The organism is Streptomyces viridosporus T7A (assembly GCF_008704515.1).
In the GTDB taxonomy this organism is placed as follows: domain Bacteria; phylum Actinomycetota; class Actinomycetes; order Streptomycetales; family Streptomycetaceae; genus Streptomyces; species Streptomyces viridosporus.
Genome location: NZ_CP023700.1, coordinates 268,566 through 285,754, shown reverse-complemented (window position 1 = coordinate 285,754; position 17,189 = coordinate 268,566). Strand labels below are relative to the sequence as shown.

Here is a 17,189-nt window from a genome sequence, read left to right as displayed (position 1 = left end):
AAGACTGATGAAGATCTTGGAGGGGTTGTCCGGCCGGAGGCCGGGCAGCCCTTCTGGTCATCCGGTGGCCGTTCCGAGGTGCCAGGTGTGGTTGGTGTGAGTGAGACCGAGGTTGATGAGGCGACGGAGGTTGAGGGCGGCGGCCCGGTGGTGGAGCCAGGTGTTGTTCGGAATGGTGCCGCGGTAGCGCAGGCGCCGGTTGCCCCGGTGGACGAGCCAGGCGACAGCCCGCTCGACGGGTGGCCGCCAGCGGCGGTAGCTGTCCTGCCAGCCGGGGTCGGTGGCGGCCCGGCGGCGGGCCTCGGCCATCAGATCGTGGCGGGGGCGGATCGTGACGATGCGGTCGCCCTTGGCCCTGGTGCACCGCTGCCTCAGTTCGCAGCCGGCGCACTGCTCTGCCGGGAAGAAGGCCTTTCGTTGCCGGTGCATGCCGGAAGGCGGCCGCAGTTCAGCGGTTCTTCCCCGCGGGCAGACCACCGTGTCGCCCGCGGTGTCGATGACGAAGTCGTCCGGGGTGAACCCGCCGGGGACGACCGGCCGCAGCGGAGCGGGCTTGAGGAACAGCCGGTGCCCGGCCGCTGTGAGAGCGGCCCGGGCCTGGACGGTGGAGTAGGCGGTGTCGCCCAGGACGTCGAGCGGACGGTCCTCGTCGGCCAGCAGACCAAGGCCGATGACCGATTCGTGGTTGGCCGGCCCCGCTCCGGGGGTGAGCTCGACGGCGGTGATCAGCCCGGTCTCCGGTTCCATGGCCAGGTGGGCCTTGAAGCCGTCCTGGTAGTGGGAGCGGGTCTTGTGGACGTGCCGGCTGTCGGGATCGACGGTGGAGACGATCCGCTCGGACGCGGTGCCCCGGCTGATCCTCCAGCGGCCGTCCCGCCCGTCGGAGTTGTCCGCGGGTTCGACGTCCTGGCCCGCGACCAGGGCCAGCAGTCCGACCGCGTTCGCCGCCTTCTCCCCGAGATTCTGCTCGGGCAGACGGCCCAGCAGCCGCAGCGCGTCACCGACGAGAGCGTCGACGAGGGCGGCCCGGGCCTCCTCGTCGTTCCAGACGATCCGTGGTTTGCCCGGCGACGAGTAGTCGTGCGCGGTGCAGTGCTCGGTCGCGAGGCCGGCCGCTTGAGGGACCTCACGGATCACCGCCCGGATCGCGGACACCAACTGGGTGACGGTGTCCTGGGTCGCCACCGCGTCGTCCAGCACGGTGGAGTCCAGAGCCCTGCGCTGCTTGCCCCTGAGCACGCCGGTGGCCTGCACGACCTCACGCACCGTGTCGAAGATCCGTTGCGGACGGGCCGAGCGGGCCAGTCGCCGTCGGAAGTACGACAACAGCGACGGATCGAACGCCGTGTCGTGCAGGCCCAGCCCGCATGCGGCCTTCCACCGCAGGTCACACCGCAATTCCTGAACCGTCTCGAAGTCCGACAGACCATGCAGGTCCTGCAGAACCACCGCCGCGGCCAGAACCTGCGGCGGCATACTCGGCCGCCCGTTCGCCGACGGATACATGTCCGCGAACATCTCCGCCGGGAACAGCGCGGCACGATGCTCCGCCAGGAACGCAAAGACACTCCCTGCCGGGATCAACTCACGGCAGAACTCCCACACGTCCGGCCCGACCGTCTCCCCGGCCCACTCCCCTTGAACCACCACACGAGTCTGGCCCCACCGCTGACGCGGCGGGGCCAGAACCCAAGATCTTCATCAGTCTTCTAGTAGGACTCCGTTAGGTCTTTGCAGATCTTGCTGGCTGGTGTCTGGTCCGGGGTGTGGGCAGCGGCCGGTGGCAGGTGGTGCAGATGCCCGTCCAGCAGTTCAGCAGGTCCTGGATAGCGTCGAGGATCTGGTAGAGGGTGAGGCCGGTGTGCCGGCTTTTGGGGACAGTCGCTGCTCGGTGAGGAAGGCGTGGGCGGCGGTGACCAGGGTGGCGTGATGGTGCCAGCCGTTCCAGGACCGGCCTTCGAAGTGGTCCAGGCCCAGGCCGTGCTTGAGTTCGCGGTAGTCGTGCTCGATCCTCCAACGGATCTTTGCCAGGCGGACCAGATCGGCCAGGGGGACGTCCTCGGGCAGGTCGGACAGCCAGAACCGGGTCGGCCCGTCTTCGCCGTCGGGCCACTCCGCCAGCAGCCACACATCGGGCAGGACGCCGTCCCACTGCGTCTGTCCGGCTGTTGCCGCGGCGTGGGCGATCTGGCGTGAGCGCCTGCCGGCCGGCCGTACCCGCAGCGCCCGGAAGCGGGAGGTCATCGGCCCGCGGGATCCTTCACGCCAGGTGACCTCGGTGAACTGCGAGAGCCCGGGGCCCGCGGCGAACTCTCCCACGGACGCTGCCGGCTGCCGGTAGCGGGGCTGGGGCCGGCGACCGTTACCCGACCAGGCCGGCGCGGTGGGCTGGGCCTCATAGGGCTGAACAGCCAGGTCGGCGCGGACACCGACCACGAAGGGGATGCCCCGGTCGGCCACCGCGGCCCGGAAGTCGGCGTTCTGCCCGTATCCGGCGTCAGCCACCACCAGCGGAGGCGTCAGCCCCCAGCCGGCCAGCTCATCCAGCATGTCCAGGGCCAGTCGCCACTTCTCCCGGTGTCCCACCCCCTGGGGCACCCCGGCGGCCCGGCGGCGTTCGGTGTCCCGGTCCCACTCCTTGGGCAGGAACAGCCGCCATTGCACCGGGACGGACGCCGCGTCGGTGACGGCGTGCACGCTCACCGCGACCTGGCAGTTCGCCTGCTTGCCCAGCGCACCGCAGTACTGGTGCGACGCCCCCACCGACATCCGGCCGTCCTTGGGAAAGGACACATCGTCGATCACCCAGGCGTCCGGACCGATCAACGGCACCATCCGCTCCGCGATCCGCCGCCGCACCGGCACCGGGTCCCACGGCGACTGGTTCACGAACTGCTGCAGGTTCTGCTCATCGCCGTCCGGCAGCCGGCCCGCCATCGCGGCGACCGACTTGCGCCGCCCGTCCAGCATCAGCCCCCGCAGGTAGCAGTCGCCCTTCGTCCGCTGATCCCGCCGCGGCACCGAGGCGAACACATCCGCCACGAACCGGGCTAACTCCGCCCGTAGGTCCTCCACTTGCCGCATGTCCATCCATCCACCGTGCCGCGGACGGACACAACCAGCAAATGACGCCTAACGGAGTCCTACTAGCAGCCGCGACCCGAACAGCCCGCGAGCCCCGGACCGACACGGTTCGGGGCTCGCTCGCGTATCGGACGCTGCGGATGCGTTCGCCTACGCCCATGTCGAAGGCGTTGAGCCGCGTCTGGATGCCACCGGAACCCAGGTGCGCAGGCCGTCGGCGCACGCGACGGACGCCGCGCCTTCCTCGCGGGCAGGAAGAAGCAGAACACGACGAAAGCCACCTGATCGCCGACTGGCGGGGTCGCGCGGCATGGACCGATGCCCTGCGGCGGCAGCGGATCCCACGGCAACTGGTGCACGAACTGCTAATGGTTTTCTGCGTGGCCTCCTGCTTGATGGCCAGCGGAAGTCAGTCCAGCCGATGGCCGAGCAGATGCGGGACGGGAACATGCAGGCCATGGAGCCGTTCCACTTCCCCAGTCTGACCCAGAGAAGCCGCCCACTACCCGTCGGGAACACACAACGCAAAGAAGTGCTACCAGGGTCGGGCGGCGGGACGGCCCTGAGGTGCATGGGGTGAACGACATCTCTCTGATGGCGCCACGTCCGGTCCCGCCGGAGGCTGGCTGACGCTGCCCACGGGGGTTCCCGGCAGTCGCGCCGCCGAATTTATCAGGCTTCTTTGAAATACCCCGCCATGCTTTCTTCATGGCTTGAATCAAGTCGCATTTCAAACGGAGCAAATATCAGCCATGGGTGTTATGTCTTGATACGTGTCACGCTCCGGACGGGGCCCACACCGCGCCCCGTCGTCAACCGAAGAGCGTAGAAGCCCAGTTCAGCGACGGTTAAGGCGAGTGGCGAGGGGTAGCGTCGCACCGGAGTGCGACCGGTGGCCGAATTTATACGTCATTGACACGGGAATATTCACGCGCTTGAATCCGGATCGGCCCAGGAATGCAAAATTTCCCGGTGCGTAGCCGCGTTCCCGAACAGAAAGGCTGGATCGCCCCCTAATGAGGAGAGTTCTCGCGCTGAACGCCGGACTGCGCAGGTTCGTCGTGGCCCGCGCGCTCTCCAGGGCCGGCGACGCGGTCTTTCCCATCGGCCTGGCCGCTGCCATGGTCGAGCAGTCGTTCGGGGTCGCCGACGTCGGCTTCGTCATGGGGGCCTCCCTGGCGCCCGTGGTCCTGCTGATGCCCATCGGCGGAGTGGTCCTGGACCACTTCAACGCCCGGATCCCGATGGTCGCCGCTGACACCGTCCGTACGGTCCTCCAAGGGCTGCTGGCATTCTCGCTGCTAGCCGGCCGCCCGCCGCTCTGGTTCATCCTGATGCTTTCGCTGGTCTCCGGGGCGACGCAGGCCTTTTACCAGCCTGGAGTGGCCGGCATTCTGCGGCAGTTGGCACCGGAACGGCTCCGTGAGGCGAACGCAACCATCCGCACGCTGGAGTCGGTCGTCTCGCTCACCGCGCCCGCTCTTGCCGGGGTTGTCATCGCCATGTCGGACGCGGCGCTCGTCATCGCACTGGACGCCTGCACCTTTGCCGCGAGTGCCTGGCTGCTGGCCGGCATCCGTCTCGGAGGCGTCGCCCCCGTGACGGCCCCTCCCAAGGTCTGGCGCGAACTGCGGGAAGGCTGGCAAGAGTTCACCGCCCGGCCGTGGTTGTGGTCCGTGGTTTCGGTATTCTCGCTGTTCGGCCTGGTGGTCTTCGGCCCGTTCGACGTGCTGAAGGCCGTCCTGCTCATCGATCGGTTCGGAGCCTCGTCCTACGCGTGGCTGATGTCGGCCTTCAGCCTGGGCGCCGCACTCGGCGGACTAATCGCCCTGTGGACCACACCCGGCCGGCCGCTACGCGCGGGCCTGCTGGCGCTGCTCGGCTTCGCACCGCTGCCGGTCGTCATCAGTTTAGATCTGCCCGTGCTGCTGGTTGCGGTGGCCATGGTGACGGGCGGTGCCGCCAACGCCTACTGGGCGGTGGCCTGGGCAACCTCCGTGCAGTCGCACGCGCCGCCGCACGCGCTGAGCCGCATCCATGCCTACGACGTCATCGGCTCCATCGGCCTCATGCCGGCGGGACGGGCACTGACCGGCGTGGCGACGGCTTGGACGAGTGCGGCCGCCGTCCTGTTCACCTCCTCCGCGGCCCTCCTGGTGGGCTGCGCGGCGCTGCTGCTCATGCCCGCCGTGCGCAGACTCCCGGCCACCCGACCGCCCCAGGAACCGAAGGCCCCGGCCGGCCAGGCCCCCGACACACGCCATGCCCGAGATCACTAGGAGCGGAATGCGACACCCCCGGACAAGCCGTACTCTGACCGCCAAAGAGTTCGCCGACATCAAGCACACGGTGTCGATTCGGTCCCAGTCGCGGGCCCGGCTGCGCCAGGACACTGGCTATGCCTCGGACGTCCCCCGCGAGGTCAGTCTGCAACTCACCTACAAGTGCAATCTGCGCTGCACCCACTGCTACCAGTGGAACGAGCAGGGCTTCTTCCGCGACTGGGGAATCGACAAGCAGCGCACCGAACTCGACCTGTCCGTCGTCGAGGACGTGCTGCAGGCCACCGCGCCGGTGCGCGGAAAGCTGTTCCTGTGGGGCGGCGAACCGCTGATGCACAGCGGGTTCGCCGAGGTGGCGCGCCTGATCGAGCGCTACCCCCGCACCGTGAACATGTGCACCAACGGCCTGCTGTTCCAGCGCCGGATGGACGACCTGCTGCGGATCGGACGGGACCTCAACCTGCTGGTCAGCCTGGACGGTCTCGGCGCGGACCACGAGGAACTGCGCGGCAAGGGCACCTTCGCACGCACCACACGGAACATCGAGACGATGCTCGACCTGAAGCGCAAGGGCGAGTTCCAGGGCGAGCTGTCGCTGTCCTGCATGGTCTCGCACGTGACGGTCCACCGAATGTACGAGTTCATGGAGTGGGCGGAGCAACTGGACGTCAACACGGTCTACTTCCAGTTCCCCTGGTACATCAGCCCCGAGGTCGCGCAGGCGATGGACTCCGTCTACAGCGAGCACTTCGCATGGCTGTCGCCGGAGACCGGCACCGCGCGCCCCACCTGGCACTCCTACACCTACCAGTTGCCTCCCGACCTGCTGCCGGTGCTGCGTGACTCCATGGCGCGGCTGGCCGGCCGCGTCTGGCGCCCCCGGGTCCGCTACCAGCCCCAACTGGAACCGGACGAGGTTGAGCCGTTCATTCTCGGCACGTCCCGCCCGGCGCAGCGGCGCACCCGCTGCCTCGCGGTCACCAACCGGATGGAGGTGCACGCGGACGGCAACGTCAGCTCGTGCAAGTTCTTTCCGGAGTTCGTCGTGGGCAACCTCTACGAATCCTCGACGACGCAGCTGTGGCAGAGCGAGCGGTTCCGTCGTGTCCGCTCCGTCCTCGCCGAGACCGGCATGATGCCGGTCTGTTCCAAGTGCATCCTTCTCTACCTGAACGGAGTGTGACACCTCATGAGCAGCGCGACCGAGATCACCGAGACGGAGACCCGCGTACGGAACGTGCTCGCGGAGGTGCTGGAGGGCAGGATTCCAGTGGAGGAGATCACCGTGGACGCCGACATGGTCCAGGATCTCGGCCTGGACTCGCTGCAGGCCATTCAGTTCCTGCTGCGCGTCGAAGACGAGTTCGACGTGGAGCTCGACTACGAGAGCCTCAGCCTGGACCATCTGCGCTCGGTGCGGTTCTTCACCGCTGAAGTCCTCGGGCGGCCGGCGCGCGAACAGTGAACGAACCGTGTCAGGCCCGCACCGGGGCCGTCCTTTTCGGATCCTTCGACGCCGAGCGACGTTGGCGGCCGGAGGGCCTCGCCTCGCTGCCACAGCTCGCCGACCCGGGCGCCGACCGACTCGTGGCGTGCATGGACGAGGCCCTGTTCGCCGCCGCCGAACCGGGCGACCTGCTGATCACCCGGGACCCGGTCGCCCCGGCGCTCGTCGCCGCACGGGAAGCCGCGGGTTACACGTGCGAGCACCACCACACGGGCGGGACGCACCCCGGCCCCGATGCGGACGCCGACGTGGAGCACCGGCTGCTCGCGAATGCCGGACTCCTGCGTCGGATCGGCGGGTTTGCCCGGCTGCACCCGTACGCCGTCCTCCCCGCGACCGGCGCACTGGCCGACCTCACCGGCCACGCCACCGACGTACCCGGCGGCGAGCAAGTGGTCAGGGTCAACGGCAAGGCTTGGTCCAGCCTGCTGGCCGCGCGACACGGCCTGCCCGGCGCTGGCCGTGTCGTCAGGTCGGCGGCCGAACTCGCCGAAGCGGTAAGGTCATACGTCGAGCCAGGACACTCGGTGGTCCTTGTCAAGGACAGCTACGGAGTGGCCGGACGGGGCACCTTCGAGGTGACCTCGGAACGGCGGCTCGCCCGGCTGGTCGCCCATCTGCGCCGCCAGGAGGACCGCGGTCTCGCCGTCGAGTTCGTGGTGCAGCCGCTCTACGACCGCGTCGCGGACTTCTCCAGCCACCTGCTGATCAACCCCGACGGCTCCTGGCGCCTGCTCGGCGTTCAGCACCTGGCCAACTCCGGCTACCGCCACGAGATGTCCGGCCCTGTCCCCCACGCCCTCGTCGGCGACCTGCGCCGTCCCGCCCACCCGGAGGTCATGGAACTGGTGGCCCGCTCACTCGCCGAGGAGGGCTACCTCGGACCCGTCTGCGTCGACTCCATGGTGCTCCGGGACGGCACCTGGATCCCGATCCTGGAGGTGAACGCCCGCATGTCGATGGGAGGGCTGAACCTCCGGCTCGACAACCGGGTCCGCGAGCACGGCCTACGCAGTCATCTCTGGCAGGAGGACGTGACCATCCACGACGGCTTCGACGTGGACCACCTCCTGAAGCTACTGCGCGAGGAAGGGCTGCTTTATGAGGGCGGGAGCGGCGCGGGTGTGCTCCTCCTCGTGGGCGGCGCCCTCGTTGCGCCGCGAGGGCGCCTGGTCTGCGCGGCGCTCTGCCCGCCGGACGCATTCCCGCGCCTGCGCGCGGCCACCCGCACTGTCGCCGCCTCGGCCGGCATTCCCCTGGCGAGGGCGGCATGAACTGGAGCATCGGACTGATCGGCGCCACCGGTATCGCCGCGCGCGCCGTGATCGCACCGAGCCGCGACAGGCACGACATCGCCGTGCACGCGGTGGCGGCGTCCGACAGGGACCGGGCGGCCGCGTTCGGCCGGCGGCACGGTGTCATGGTGCTGCCGAGCTACGAGGACGTGATCACGGCACCTGACGTCGACGTCGTCTACATCTCGCTCCACAACTCGGCGCACGTCCAGTGGGCTCAGCGGGCGTGCGCCGAGGGCAGGACGGTACTCGTGGAGAAGCCGCTGTGCCTGTCCCTCGCCGAGCACGACCTGCTGCGGGAGGCCGAGCAGCGGGGCGGCGGGCAGGTCCTCGAAGCACTTCCCACCCTCGGCCACCCCTGGCACGACGTCGTGCGGCGCGTGCTGCGCGAGGGCAGGTTCGGCCGCCTGCGGGACGTGCAGAGCCGGTTCGCCTTCCGGACGCCCGAGCCCGGGGGCTACCGGCTCCGGCCCGACCTGGGCGGCGGCATCTTCCACGACGTGGCGAGCTACTGGCTCCAGGCCCTGCAGGAGACGGTCGGGCTGCCGTCGTCCGGCGGTACCGGCACCGCGTGGTGTGCGGAGCCGCACGGCGTCGACCACGCCTTCGAGGCCGTTCTGCCCCTGCCGGACGGGGCGGCCGCCACCCTGACCTGCTCGTTCGCCGCACAGCACACCGCCGAGCACCTCTTCCATCTCGACGAGGCGCGTGTGCGGGTTCGAGGAGTCCTGCTGCCCGCTGCGGGCGCCGTTGCGCTGAACGTCGCGATCCGCACCACGACCGGCCACACGGAAATCACACGCACCGAGCCGGTGTCCTACTACCCACGTCAACTCGAACGCCTCGCGGAGCTGTTGAGCGGCCGGGCCGGACACTGGGGCGCCGAGTCGGCGGCGACGCGCGACCGGATCCGCATCATGGAGCACATTCACCGTACGGCGCGGCGGGAGATCCGTGCCGCCGCCCTCGACAAGGAGCACACATGAGCCCTGAGGACTTCGACCCGGCGGTCACCGCCTTGCTCGCGGCGGTCCAGGTCACGCCGGCGGAGGTGGCGGCATGCGCGCCGATGACCGGCGGCACGTACAACTCCCTGCTGCGGCTTGTACTGCGGGACGGGCGGCGCTGGGTGGTTAAACGGCCACCGGCCGCAGGCAGCGGGTCGGCGCTGCGGTACGAGCACGATCTGCTGCGAGGCGAGGCGGAGTTCTTCCGGGCGGCGCGGAACGTATCGGGCGTACCGGTACCGCAGCTGGTGCACGTGGAGGCTGGTGGCAGCCCGCCCGTGGTGTCAGGCATCGTGATGACCGAATGCCCCGGCGTAGCCTGGAGCGAGGTCGACACCTCCCTCACGGCGGGAGAGCGGACGACCCTGCGGCAGGAGCTGGGCCGCGTCGTCGCCCGGCTGCACTCCCTCACTGGTCCGGAGTACGGCTATCCCGCCCGGCCGTTCGGACCGCCCGCGGCCGACTGGCGGAGCGCCTTCACCGCCATGACCGGCGCCGTCCTGGACGACGCCGAGCACCACGGCGTCGAACTGCCCAGGCCCACGGCACGGGTACGGGAGCTGCTTGCGGAAGCCGGAGAGGTGCTGACCGACGTCACCCGGCCCGCCCTCGTCCACTTCGATCTCTGGCAGGGCAACCTGCTTCTGGACGGCGACCCGGGCGCCAGGACCCTCGCCGGAGTGATCGACGCGGAGCGGATGTTCTGGGGCGACCCGGTAGCCGAGTTCGTCTCCCTCGCGCTCTTCGACGACATCGAGCGCGACGACGCCTTCCTGACCGGCTACGCCGAGGCTGGCGGCGAGGTGGCTTTCACGGACGTCGTGCGCCTGCGGCTCGACCTGTACCGTTGCTACCTGTACCTCATCATGCTCGTCGAGGCGGTACCCCGCCGCTATGCTCCCGAGCAGCTCGCCTGGACCCGCCGAACTGTGGGGAAGCACCTGACGGCGAGCCTCGACGCGGTGGCCTCGGCCCTGGCCGGCCAGCCGTGATCGCCCTCCTCACTTCGGGTGTAGCGCTTGGCGTCCATGTGCCCGGCCTGCTGCTCGCCTCACGACTGCGTGAGCGCGGCGCAGAAGCCGTCGTGGAGGTGGTCGAGAGGCTGCTCCCCGCCGGCCGGCTGCGTAGCATCGAGGCCTCCCGGACCATGTTCCACCGGGACTTCCGCGCGGCCCGGGCGGGCCAGCAGCTCGCCGCCGACCCCTCCTCCGCAGTCGACGACGCCGCGCTGGAGGAGCTGCACCGGCGCTGGACGGCCCTCGGGGTCCAGCGTGTGGTGGTGTTCTCCGGCTTCTGGACGGGCCCGCTCGCACGGCTGTCCGGCATGGGCCTGCCGTTGCCGCGGGTGACCGTCTGCCATGTCGACTCCGTGGAGTCGCCGTCGTTCCGCCGCGCCGGTCCCGTGACCGCCGACGCGCAGGTGGTGAGGCTCGCCTCGTGGGCCACGGGCAATCTGCCCTGCACCATCCCGGTCACCCGCCGGGCGCCGGTGCCGTGGGCCGAACGCAGTGGGCGGCTCCTCGTCCACGGCGGAGGCTGGGGCATGGGCACCTACCGTGAACGCGCCGCCGACCTCGCCGCCGCCGGGCACACCCTCGACCTCGTCATCCACGAGCCGGATGAGGCGGTGACCGCGCCGCAGGGCACCCACGCGTACCTAATGGACCCGTCCTGGCATCCCTGGCACGACGACGGCTACCCGCCCCTCGGCCGCCTCCACCCGGGTGAAGATCCCGGCTCGGTGCGGTACCGGCGCGGCACCGCGCACCACGCCTCCTTCGACCTGGCCCGCCAGGCGGCGGCCATGGTCAGCAAACCGGGCGGCGGCACCCTCCTGGACTCCCTCTGGTCCGCCACGCCCCTCGTCCTGCTCGAACCCGCCGGCCGGCATGAGGAGCACAACGCCCGGCTGTGGTGCCGGCTCGGCTTCGGGGTCCGCTACGAGCAGTGGCAGGCGGCGGGCTTCGACCCCGAGTTTCTGCGGCCGTCCCACGAGGCCCTGCTCGCCGCTGGGCAAGGACGGACATGCCCACCCGACCTGGCCGACATGCTCGCCACGCAGGAAGGAATGTCGTGTACGCGATGAAGATGGTCGAGGCCGACCGGGACGCCGCCCTGCACGCCTCCTTCACCCAGGAAGAACGACTGGCCACCGGGCGGCACGTGCATCTCCAGAACAACGTGCTGACGTTCGGCTGCCTCGTGGAGGGCGCACTGGACCCGGGACGGCTGCGGCATGCCTTCCTAACCCTGCAGCAGCGGCACGAGAGCCTCCGCCTCGTCTTCCCGGAGCAACCCAATGGCACGGGCGGCACAGCGGAGTTGCGTCCGCCCCAGGACACCAGCTTCCACGTCGAGCAGGTTACGTCCGACGCTCCGGACGCAGGGCTGCGGCAGGCCCAAGCACTGGTTGCCGAGGCCGCCGCAGCGCCGTTCGACCTGGCGACCGGGCCGCTGGTGCGGCTGTTGTGCGTGCGGATCACCCCGGTGCTGCACCTCGTCGGATGCGTGGTCGACCACATCGTCGTCGACGGCGAGTCCTGCACCGTCATGGCCGAGGAACTGTTCAGGCTGTACTCGGCGGACGGCCCCGACGCCACAAACCTGCCCTCCGTCCGCACTCAGTTCCCCGACTTCGCCCATTCCGAACGACTCCACCTCCAGGGGCGGACGCTCGACACACTCCTCGCGTACTGGCGCCGCAAACTCGACGGCGTCGGAGCGATCCCGCGGTCCCACCTGCGCGACCTCGCGACCGATGACGGGCGCAGGCCCGCACCAGAGCGTCGGCTCCTGGTGCGCAGGGCCGTGATCGAGGAGCCCCGGACCACCCGCCTGCGGGATGCGACACGCCTCCGGCGCGCCACGCTGACAGCCGTCTTCGCCGCGGCGCTCAAGGACGTCGTCCGCCAACGCCGACTGAGCCTCGGCATGACCGTCGAGCAGGCCGGGGACGTGGCCGTGATGGGCTCGATCAGCAACCGCCACCGCCGCGACATCCGACACTGCGTGGGCTACTTCGCCACACCGTGTGTGCTGCGCACCGATCTCCGGGACGCGCCGCCCTTCACCGAAGCCGTCCGTAGGGAGACTGGAACACTCCTCGGCACACTGCGCCACCAGGAGGTGCCGCACGCGCTGATGACGAGGGAGCTCGACCCGGAGCGCTACGGCGTGCGTCACCGGGACGATCCGGCGGCGGTGCCGGGCTACGTGAACTTCGACGTCTCGGAGGCCGGAGCCGCCTGGGCGTTCACCGACGGTGCCCTGCGGGTGACCATGATCCGCATCCCCCGCGACGAAGTGCCGCGCGGGGGAGTACGGCTGCTCGTGCGTGACGAGGGGGCGCGCGTCGTGGTCGAACTGCGCACCGACGCCTCGCGGTTCGGACCGCGATGGGCCGAGGCGTTTCTGGCCGACTACATGTCCCTGGTCGAAACGTTCACGGAGCAGCCCGTGCCGTAGGCCTTCGGCCACCCATTCGGCCCATCCCGCCCATGCCCCGGCGGGCCTCCGCCGCCACGCTGCGAGGCATGGACACATACCGCACCGCGGGCGCACCCGTCCGATCCCTGCTGCTCAGGCTCATGACGGTTCGGGTCGTCCCATGGTTCAGGAAGGCGGCGCGGCGGTCTTCGAAGGCTGGGGCGCCGCGTCGGGTACGGGCTCTGCGGCGTCGAGGCGGGACTCCGTGGCCGAACGCCAGGAGTTCACCAGGCGGGCCGACCACGCATGGTGGAGGAACAGAACATCGTTTACCGCCCCGGCCGCGCCGACGACGGCCCGCTGCGTGCAGGCTCTGCTCGCCTGTGCCGTTCGGAAACTCATCGCTGTTGCTCGGAGTGGGTCGGGCGCGCCACTATGAGCTCCTGGAACCCTGTCCGGATGCTCGTCTCACTGGTGTATCACGTGGCGCGGAAGCTGCTGTCGGTCCCGGCGGTGCTGCTACGCCGACGCGCGGCAAAGGATGCTGAGTTGCTGGTGCTGCGGCATGAGAACGCGGTGCTGCGCAGGCAGCTCAAGGGACCGGTGCGGTATGCGCCGGCGGACCGGCTGTGGTTCGCGGCGTTGTCTGCGCTGATCCCGCGGCGTCGGTGGGCGCGCGTTTTCCCGGTGACGCCTGCAACTGTGCTGGCGTGGCACCGCAGACTTATCGTGCGCAAGTGGGACTACAGCAAGCGTCGGAGCAGGCCGGGCAGGCCGCCGACCGCGAGCGCGGTGAAGGCGTTGGTGCTGCGGCTGGCCCGGGAGAATCCGCGGTGGGGATGCCGTCGGATCCAAGGTGAACTCGTTCGTCTGGGGCATTCGATCGGCGCCACGACGGTCTGGGGGATCCTGACGGCGGCCGGAATCGATCCCGCCCCGCGCCGCGGCGGGCCGACATGGCGTGAGTTCCTGACCGCGCAGGCCGAGGGCATCATCGCCTGCGACTTCGTGCACATCGATCTCGTCGACCTGCGCCGGGTGTACGCGTTGGTCTTCCTTGAGCACGGCACGCGCCGCCTGCACATCGCCGGCGTGACCGCCCATCCCACCGGGCTCTGGACGGTGCAGCAGGCAAGAAACCCGGCCATCGAGTTGGGTGTGCGGGCCGACTCGCTGCGTTTCCTGCTCCGCGACCGGGACGCGAAGTACACGGAGTCCTTCGATGCAGTCTTCGCGGCCGACGACATCGAGGTCGTGAGGACCGCGCCGCGAGCTCCTCGGATGAACGCGCACTGCGAACGGGTCATCGGCACCCTGCGGCGCGAGGTCCTCGACCACCTGCTGATATGCAGCGAGGCCCACGCCCGACAGGCCCTGGACGCCTACGCCCGGCACTACAGCCGTCATCGCCCGCACCAGGCCCGGGGACAGCTTCCACCCCTCGCCCACAAGCACCCAGCGCCCCCGACCGACCTGGCCGCGCGCCGACTCCTCCGCACCCGAGTGCTCGGCGGCGTTATCAACGAGTACGGATACGCAGCCTGACCAGCAGCAACGCGTTTCTGAACGGCACAGGTAGTTGAAGGCGCTGATGGCCGCGTGCGGGGTCATCGGGGCGAGCGGCGTGGTGTTGGGCATGTCGGCTCCTCAACGTACGGGCCGCCCCGCTGATCGCGGCGGCCTCGAACCCGATGCTCGGATTGCGGCCCTGTGGACAGAGTCCGGCCGCCGGAGGGGGAGAACTCTCCTCCTCCGGTGTCCTCTGACATCGAACCTGGATCGTTTGTCACTGAAGTTGGACCGATGAGCCAGCTTCGGGCGGCAGGGTTCGTGCGTAAACCAGACCGGGAACGGCGCTCATTGCTTCTTGCTTGTACTGAAAGGACGCGCGTGGCCGCCGTGAATCACGGCGGCCATCATCCCCTCATCGCACTTCTCTTCCGGAGTCCACACCCACCGCTCGGTCGGCGGCCAAAACGGCACGGCATGGGGGACTCCTCGAACTTGTCCAGCCGTCTGTCGCCGGGCAGACGCATCGAGCACACCTGGATCCGAAGTGCCCCAGGCGCAGGAACCCGACGATGCCCTTGGGCCTGACTGACTTGCGCAGTCTTCGGCTCCACGAGCCACGACTTCATCTCCGTCAGTGGGGCCGCCTCCATCTGGGGCGGCCCCATGGCATGTGCGTATCGCACGAGTGGTCACCTCTGGACCGCACCACCGCTCCGACCCCGTCCCCGGTGCGTATGCGGATCATCGGCCCGGATGTTGCGCAGAGCGGGTCGAGTGGGGAAGGTCTACTGCCATGGGGACTTGGGGGCGGAGGGCGTCGGCTGCGGTCGGCGCGATCGCACTGCTGTCGGGCGTGGTCTTGCCGGTCCGTTCGGCGCTGGAGAAGGGCTGGGGCGACGTTGACCCGGGCGGGCTGGCCGTCGCGTCCGTGGGACTGGCCATCGCCCTCGTTGGGCTGTGGACTGCGCGGCGCCGGTACGACTCGGCCGAGGTGGCCGCAGGCTTGGCGCGGTCGGTCGTACGAGTGGAACAGGAGGCGTTCGCGCAGTTGCTGGGTGGTGATGTGAACGGAGTGATCGACCTGTCGTTCACCGCTGACATGACCGGGCGGGTGCGCGGGGCGACCGCGACGGGTCGGCTGGAGGACGTGGTGTCTTTCTACCGGGGCCTGACGCCCGGCCGGGTGGTGGTGACCGGTACTCCCGCGCCGCCCGGTGCGGGAGTTGCGGGGGATGCCGGTGCGGGCAAGACGCTGACCGCGCTGGCGCTGGTGATCGGCCTGGCCCGGGCGCGTGCCGACGGGGAACCGGTGCAGGTTCCGGTCCGGCTGACCGCGACCTCCTGGCCCGGCGGCACGATCGAGGACTGGCTCGCCCGCGAGCTGGAGCAGGCTTGGAAGCAGAAGCGCGCGCAGGCCCGACTGCTGCTGGAGGCCCAGCTGGTGCTGCCGGTCATCGACGGTGTGGACGAGCTGGACCCGGGCGATGCGCCCGGTCCCGGCTCCCGCGCCGCGGCGCTAATGGCCGAGGTGAACCGCTACCAGCTCGGCACCGCGCCCGCGCCCGTGGTGCTGACCTGCCGGCGCCTGCAGTACGAGGCGCTGGAGCACGGCCAGGTCCCGGCTCGGACAATGGCCCTGGTGCGGCTGGACCGCGTTTCCCCCGCCCAGGCCCGGGCGTTCTTGGAACACCGCGTGGCAGACACCTCCGTGGGGCGCGCGGCCTGGCAGCCGGTCCTGGACGCGCTCGACCCGCCGGCCTCCGCCAGTGTGACGGCCGTACGGCCCGAGGCAACTGCCCTGCGGCGGGCGCTGGACACTCCCTGGCGCCTGACCCTGGCCGCGACCGTCTACCACCCCGCGACCGGCCGTCAGCCCGCGGACCTGCTAACGCGAGCCGGCAACGGCACCCTGCACCAGCACCTGCTCACGCATTACATCGACGCCGCAGTCACGGCGACTCCTGGCCCGGGGGCGGCCGCTGTGCCGGCCCTCGATCCGGCCAAGACCCGCCGGGTGCTGACAGTGCTCGCCCGCTACCTGCACGCCAACGCGGCCGGCCGCACCGAGCAGGGCCGGGCCCTGTCCTCCAGCGACCTCGTCCTGCACGACCTGTGGCCGCTCGTCAAAGCACGAGCCATCCGTTTACAGGACGTGCTCCTGACAGTCCTGCTGAATTGCGGCGCGTGGGTCGCCTTCGGTCGGGCGCTGCCCGAGCAGCCCTCTAAGTCGTGGATGTACCTCACCGGCGCCCTCCTCCTCGTGATAGCCCTGTCGTGCGTGGAGGCAGGTGCGTGGCCGGTCCCACGCCCGCTGCGCATGCCCAGACTGAGCAGCGTTTTCGGGCTGCGGAGCGTCGCGGAAGAACTGGCCGGGACAGTCTGGGGTCCCACTCTCTTGGGAGCCGTGGGCGGGGCCTACTTCGCGGCCCGGGGCCAGATGCGCTCGGGTATCTTGGCCGGGGCGGGTTACGGCGGCGCGGTCGGCCTTGCGTACGGGCTGGTGTTCGCCCTGATCATGTGCCTGTCCATGAACAGCCATGTCCCCAGAACCGATCCAGGCTCCCCGCTGCGCGGCGACCTGGTGGGCGGGCTTGTCGCGGGAGCGCTGTTCGGCACGACGACCGGGCTGGTCTACAGGCTCGTCGCCGATCCTGGGGCGGCCCTGGCGACCGGGCTGGCGTCCGGCCTCGCACTCGGCCTCGGAGGCCGGGCCTGGACGCGCTACACCATCTTCCGTCTGCACGTACGGGGGAGACTCCCCTGGAGACTGGCCAGCTTTCTCCGGCGGTGCCAGCAGGCCGGCCTACTGCGCACAGCCGGACCGGCCTGGCAATTCCGCCACAGGGAGCTCCAAGAGCACCTGGCCGTAGCTCCGCCGCCCTGACGCGTGAACAGGGGGCGCTCCTGCAGATGCGGTTGAGTAGTTCAGTAAGCAGGAGGTGCTCGCCGGGGTCGGTGCGCTGGTCCGCGGGAGCAGTGCCTGCACGACGATCGCGGTCCCGGCGGGGCCAGAAGCTGGGACGGCGGGGACGTCGGTAGTGATCGCGGCGACGACGGTCTCCACCCGGATCGGGGG

The 17,189-nt window shown here is 70.1% G+C and carries 12 protein-coding genes and 2 pseudogenes; 12 read left to right on the top strand and 2 right to left on the bottom strand.

Going from position 1 to position 17,189, the window contains the following annotated elements:
• Positions 1-57 precede the first annotated feature (57 nt).
• Together CP969_RS01450 and CP969_RS01445 are read right to left on the bottom strand one after the other, a co-directional pair.
• A complete protein-coding gene (locus CP969_RS01450; RefSeq protein ID WP_106431109.1) occupies positions 58-1,605 on the bottom strand; it encodes an IS1182 family transposase in 1,548 nt (515 codons plus the stop codon).
• 207 nt (positions 1,606-1,812) lie between these two features.
• The gene (locus CP969_RS01445; protein ID WP_026085548.1) at positions 1,813-3,090 is read right to left on the bottom strand and encodes an IS701 family transposase; all 1,278 of its coding nucleotides are present in this window, start codon (positions 3,088-3,090) and stop codon (positions 1,813-1,815) included.
• Positions 3,091-3,178: 88 nt separating this feature from the next.
• On the opposite strand from CP969_RS01445, the pseudogene CP969_RS33515 reads away from it, so the two are divergent.
• The 12 genes and pseudogenes from CP969_RS33515 to CP969_RS01385 form a co-directional block, all read left to right on the top strand.
• Positions 3,179-3,425 (top strand): annotated as a pseudogene (locus tag CP969_RS33515) (transposase family protein); the annotation flags it as partial.
• A pseudogene (locus CP969_RS34725) lies at positions 3,395-3,553 on the top strand (transposase); the annotation flags it as partial. The pseudogenes CP969_RS33515 and CP969_RS34725, both read left to right, overlap by 31 nt.
• A gap of 547 nt (positions 3,554-4,100) precedes the next feature.
• Positions 4,101-5,363, top strand: coding sequence for an MFS transporter (locus tag CP969_RS01430; protein WP_016828260.1), 1,263 nt, complete (start codon positions 4,101-4,103; stop codon positions 5,361-5,363).
• A 70-nt stretch (positions 5,364-5,433) separates the two neighbouring features.
• Positions 5,434-6,549 (top strand): radical SAM protein, encoded by a 1,116-nt coding sequence (locus CP969_RS01425; RefSeq protein WP_223887018.1) that lies wholly within the window; start codon positions 5,434-5,436, stop codon positions 6,547-6,549.
• A 6-nt stretch (positions 6,550-6,555) separates the two neighbouring features.
• The gene (locus CP969_RS01420) at positions 6,556-6,831 is read left to right on the top strand and encodes an acyl carrier protein (RefSeq protein ID WP_004993499.1); all 276 of its coding nucleotides are present in this window, start codon (positions 6,556-6,558) and stop codon (positions 6,829-6,831) included.
• Complete coding sequence (locus tag CP969_RS01415; protein WP_016828262.1) at positions 6,828-8,147, top strand: peptide ligase PGM1-related protein; 1,320 nt, start codon at positions 6,828-6,830, stop codon at positions 8,145-8,147. The genes CP969_RS01420 and CP969_RS01415 overlap by 4 nt, the downstream gene beginning before the upstream one ends.
• Positions 8,144-9,154 (top strand): Gfo/Idh/MocA family protein, encoded by a 1,011-nt coding sequence (locus tag CP969_RS01410; protein ID WP_016828263.1) that lies wholly within the window; start codon positions 8,144-8,146, stop codon positions 9,152-9,154. Before CP969_RS01415 ends, CP969_RS01410 begins: the two co-directional genes overlap by 4 nt.
• The gene (locus CP969_RS01405) at positions 9,151-10,167 is read left to right on the top strand and encodes a phosphotransferase family protein (RefSeq protein ID WP_016828264.1); all 1,017 of its coding nucleotides are present in this window, start codon (positions 9,151-9,153) and stop codon (positions 10,165-10,167) included. Before CP969_RS01410 ends, CP969_RS01405 begins: the two co-directional genes overlap by 4 nt.
• A gap of 92 nt (positions 10,168-10,259) precedes the next feature.
• Entirely contained in the window at positions 10,260-11,261 is a 1,002-nt protein-coding gene (locus CP969_RS01400) for a glycosyltransferase family protein (RefSeq protein WP_223887017.1), read from the top strand.
• Positions 11,258-12,640, top strand: a complete 1,383-nt coding sequence (locus tag CP969_RS01395; protein WP_223887141.1) for a condensation domain-containing protein — start codon at positions 11,258-11,260, stop codon at positions 12,638-12,640. The genes CP969_RS01400 and CP969_RS01395 overlap by 4 nt, the downstream gene beginning before the upstream one ends.
• Before the next feature lie 420 nt (positions 12,641-13,060).
• Positions 13,061-14,146 carry an integrase core domain-containing protein gene (locus tag CP969_RS01390; protein WP_016828267.1) on the top strand — a complete coding sequence of 362 codons (1,086 nt, stop codon included), beginning with the start codon at positions 13,061-13,063 and terminating at the stop codon, positions 14,144-14,146.
• Positions 14,147-14,906: 760 nt separating this feature from the next.
• Positions 14,907-16,997 (top strand): NACHT domain-containing protein, encoded by a 2,091-nt coding sequence (locus tag CP969_RS01385; RefSeq protein ID WP_016828268.1) that lies wholly within the window; start codon positions 14,907-14,909, stop codon positions 16,995-16,997.
• Positions 16,998-17,189: the final 192 nt, after the last annotated feature.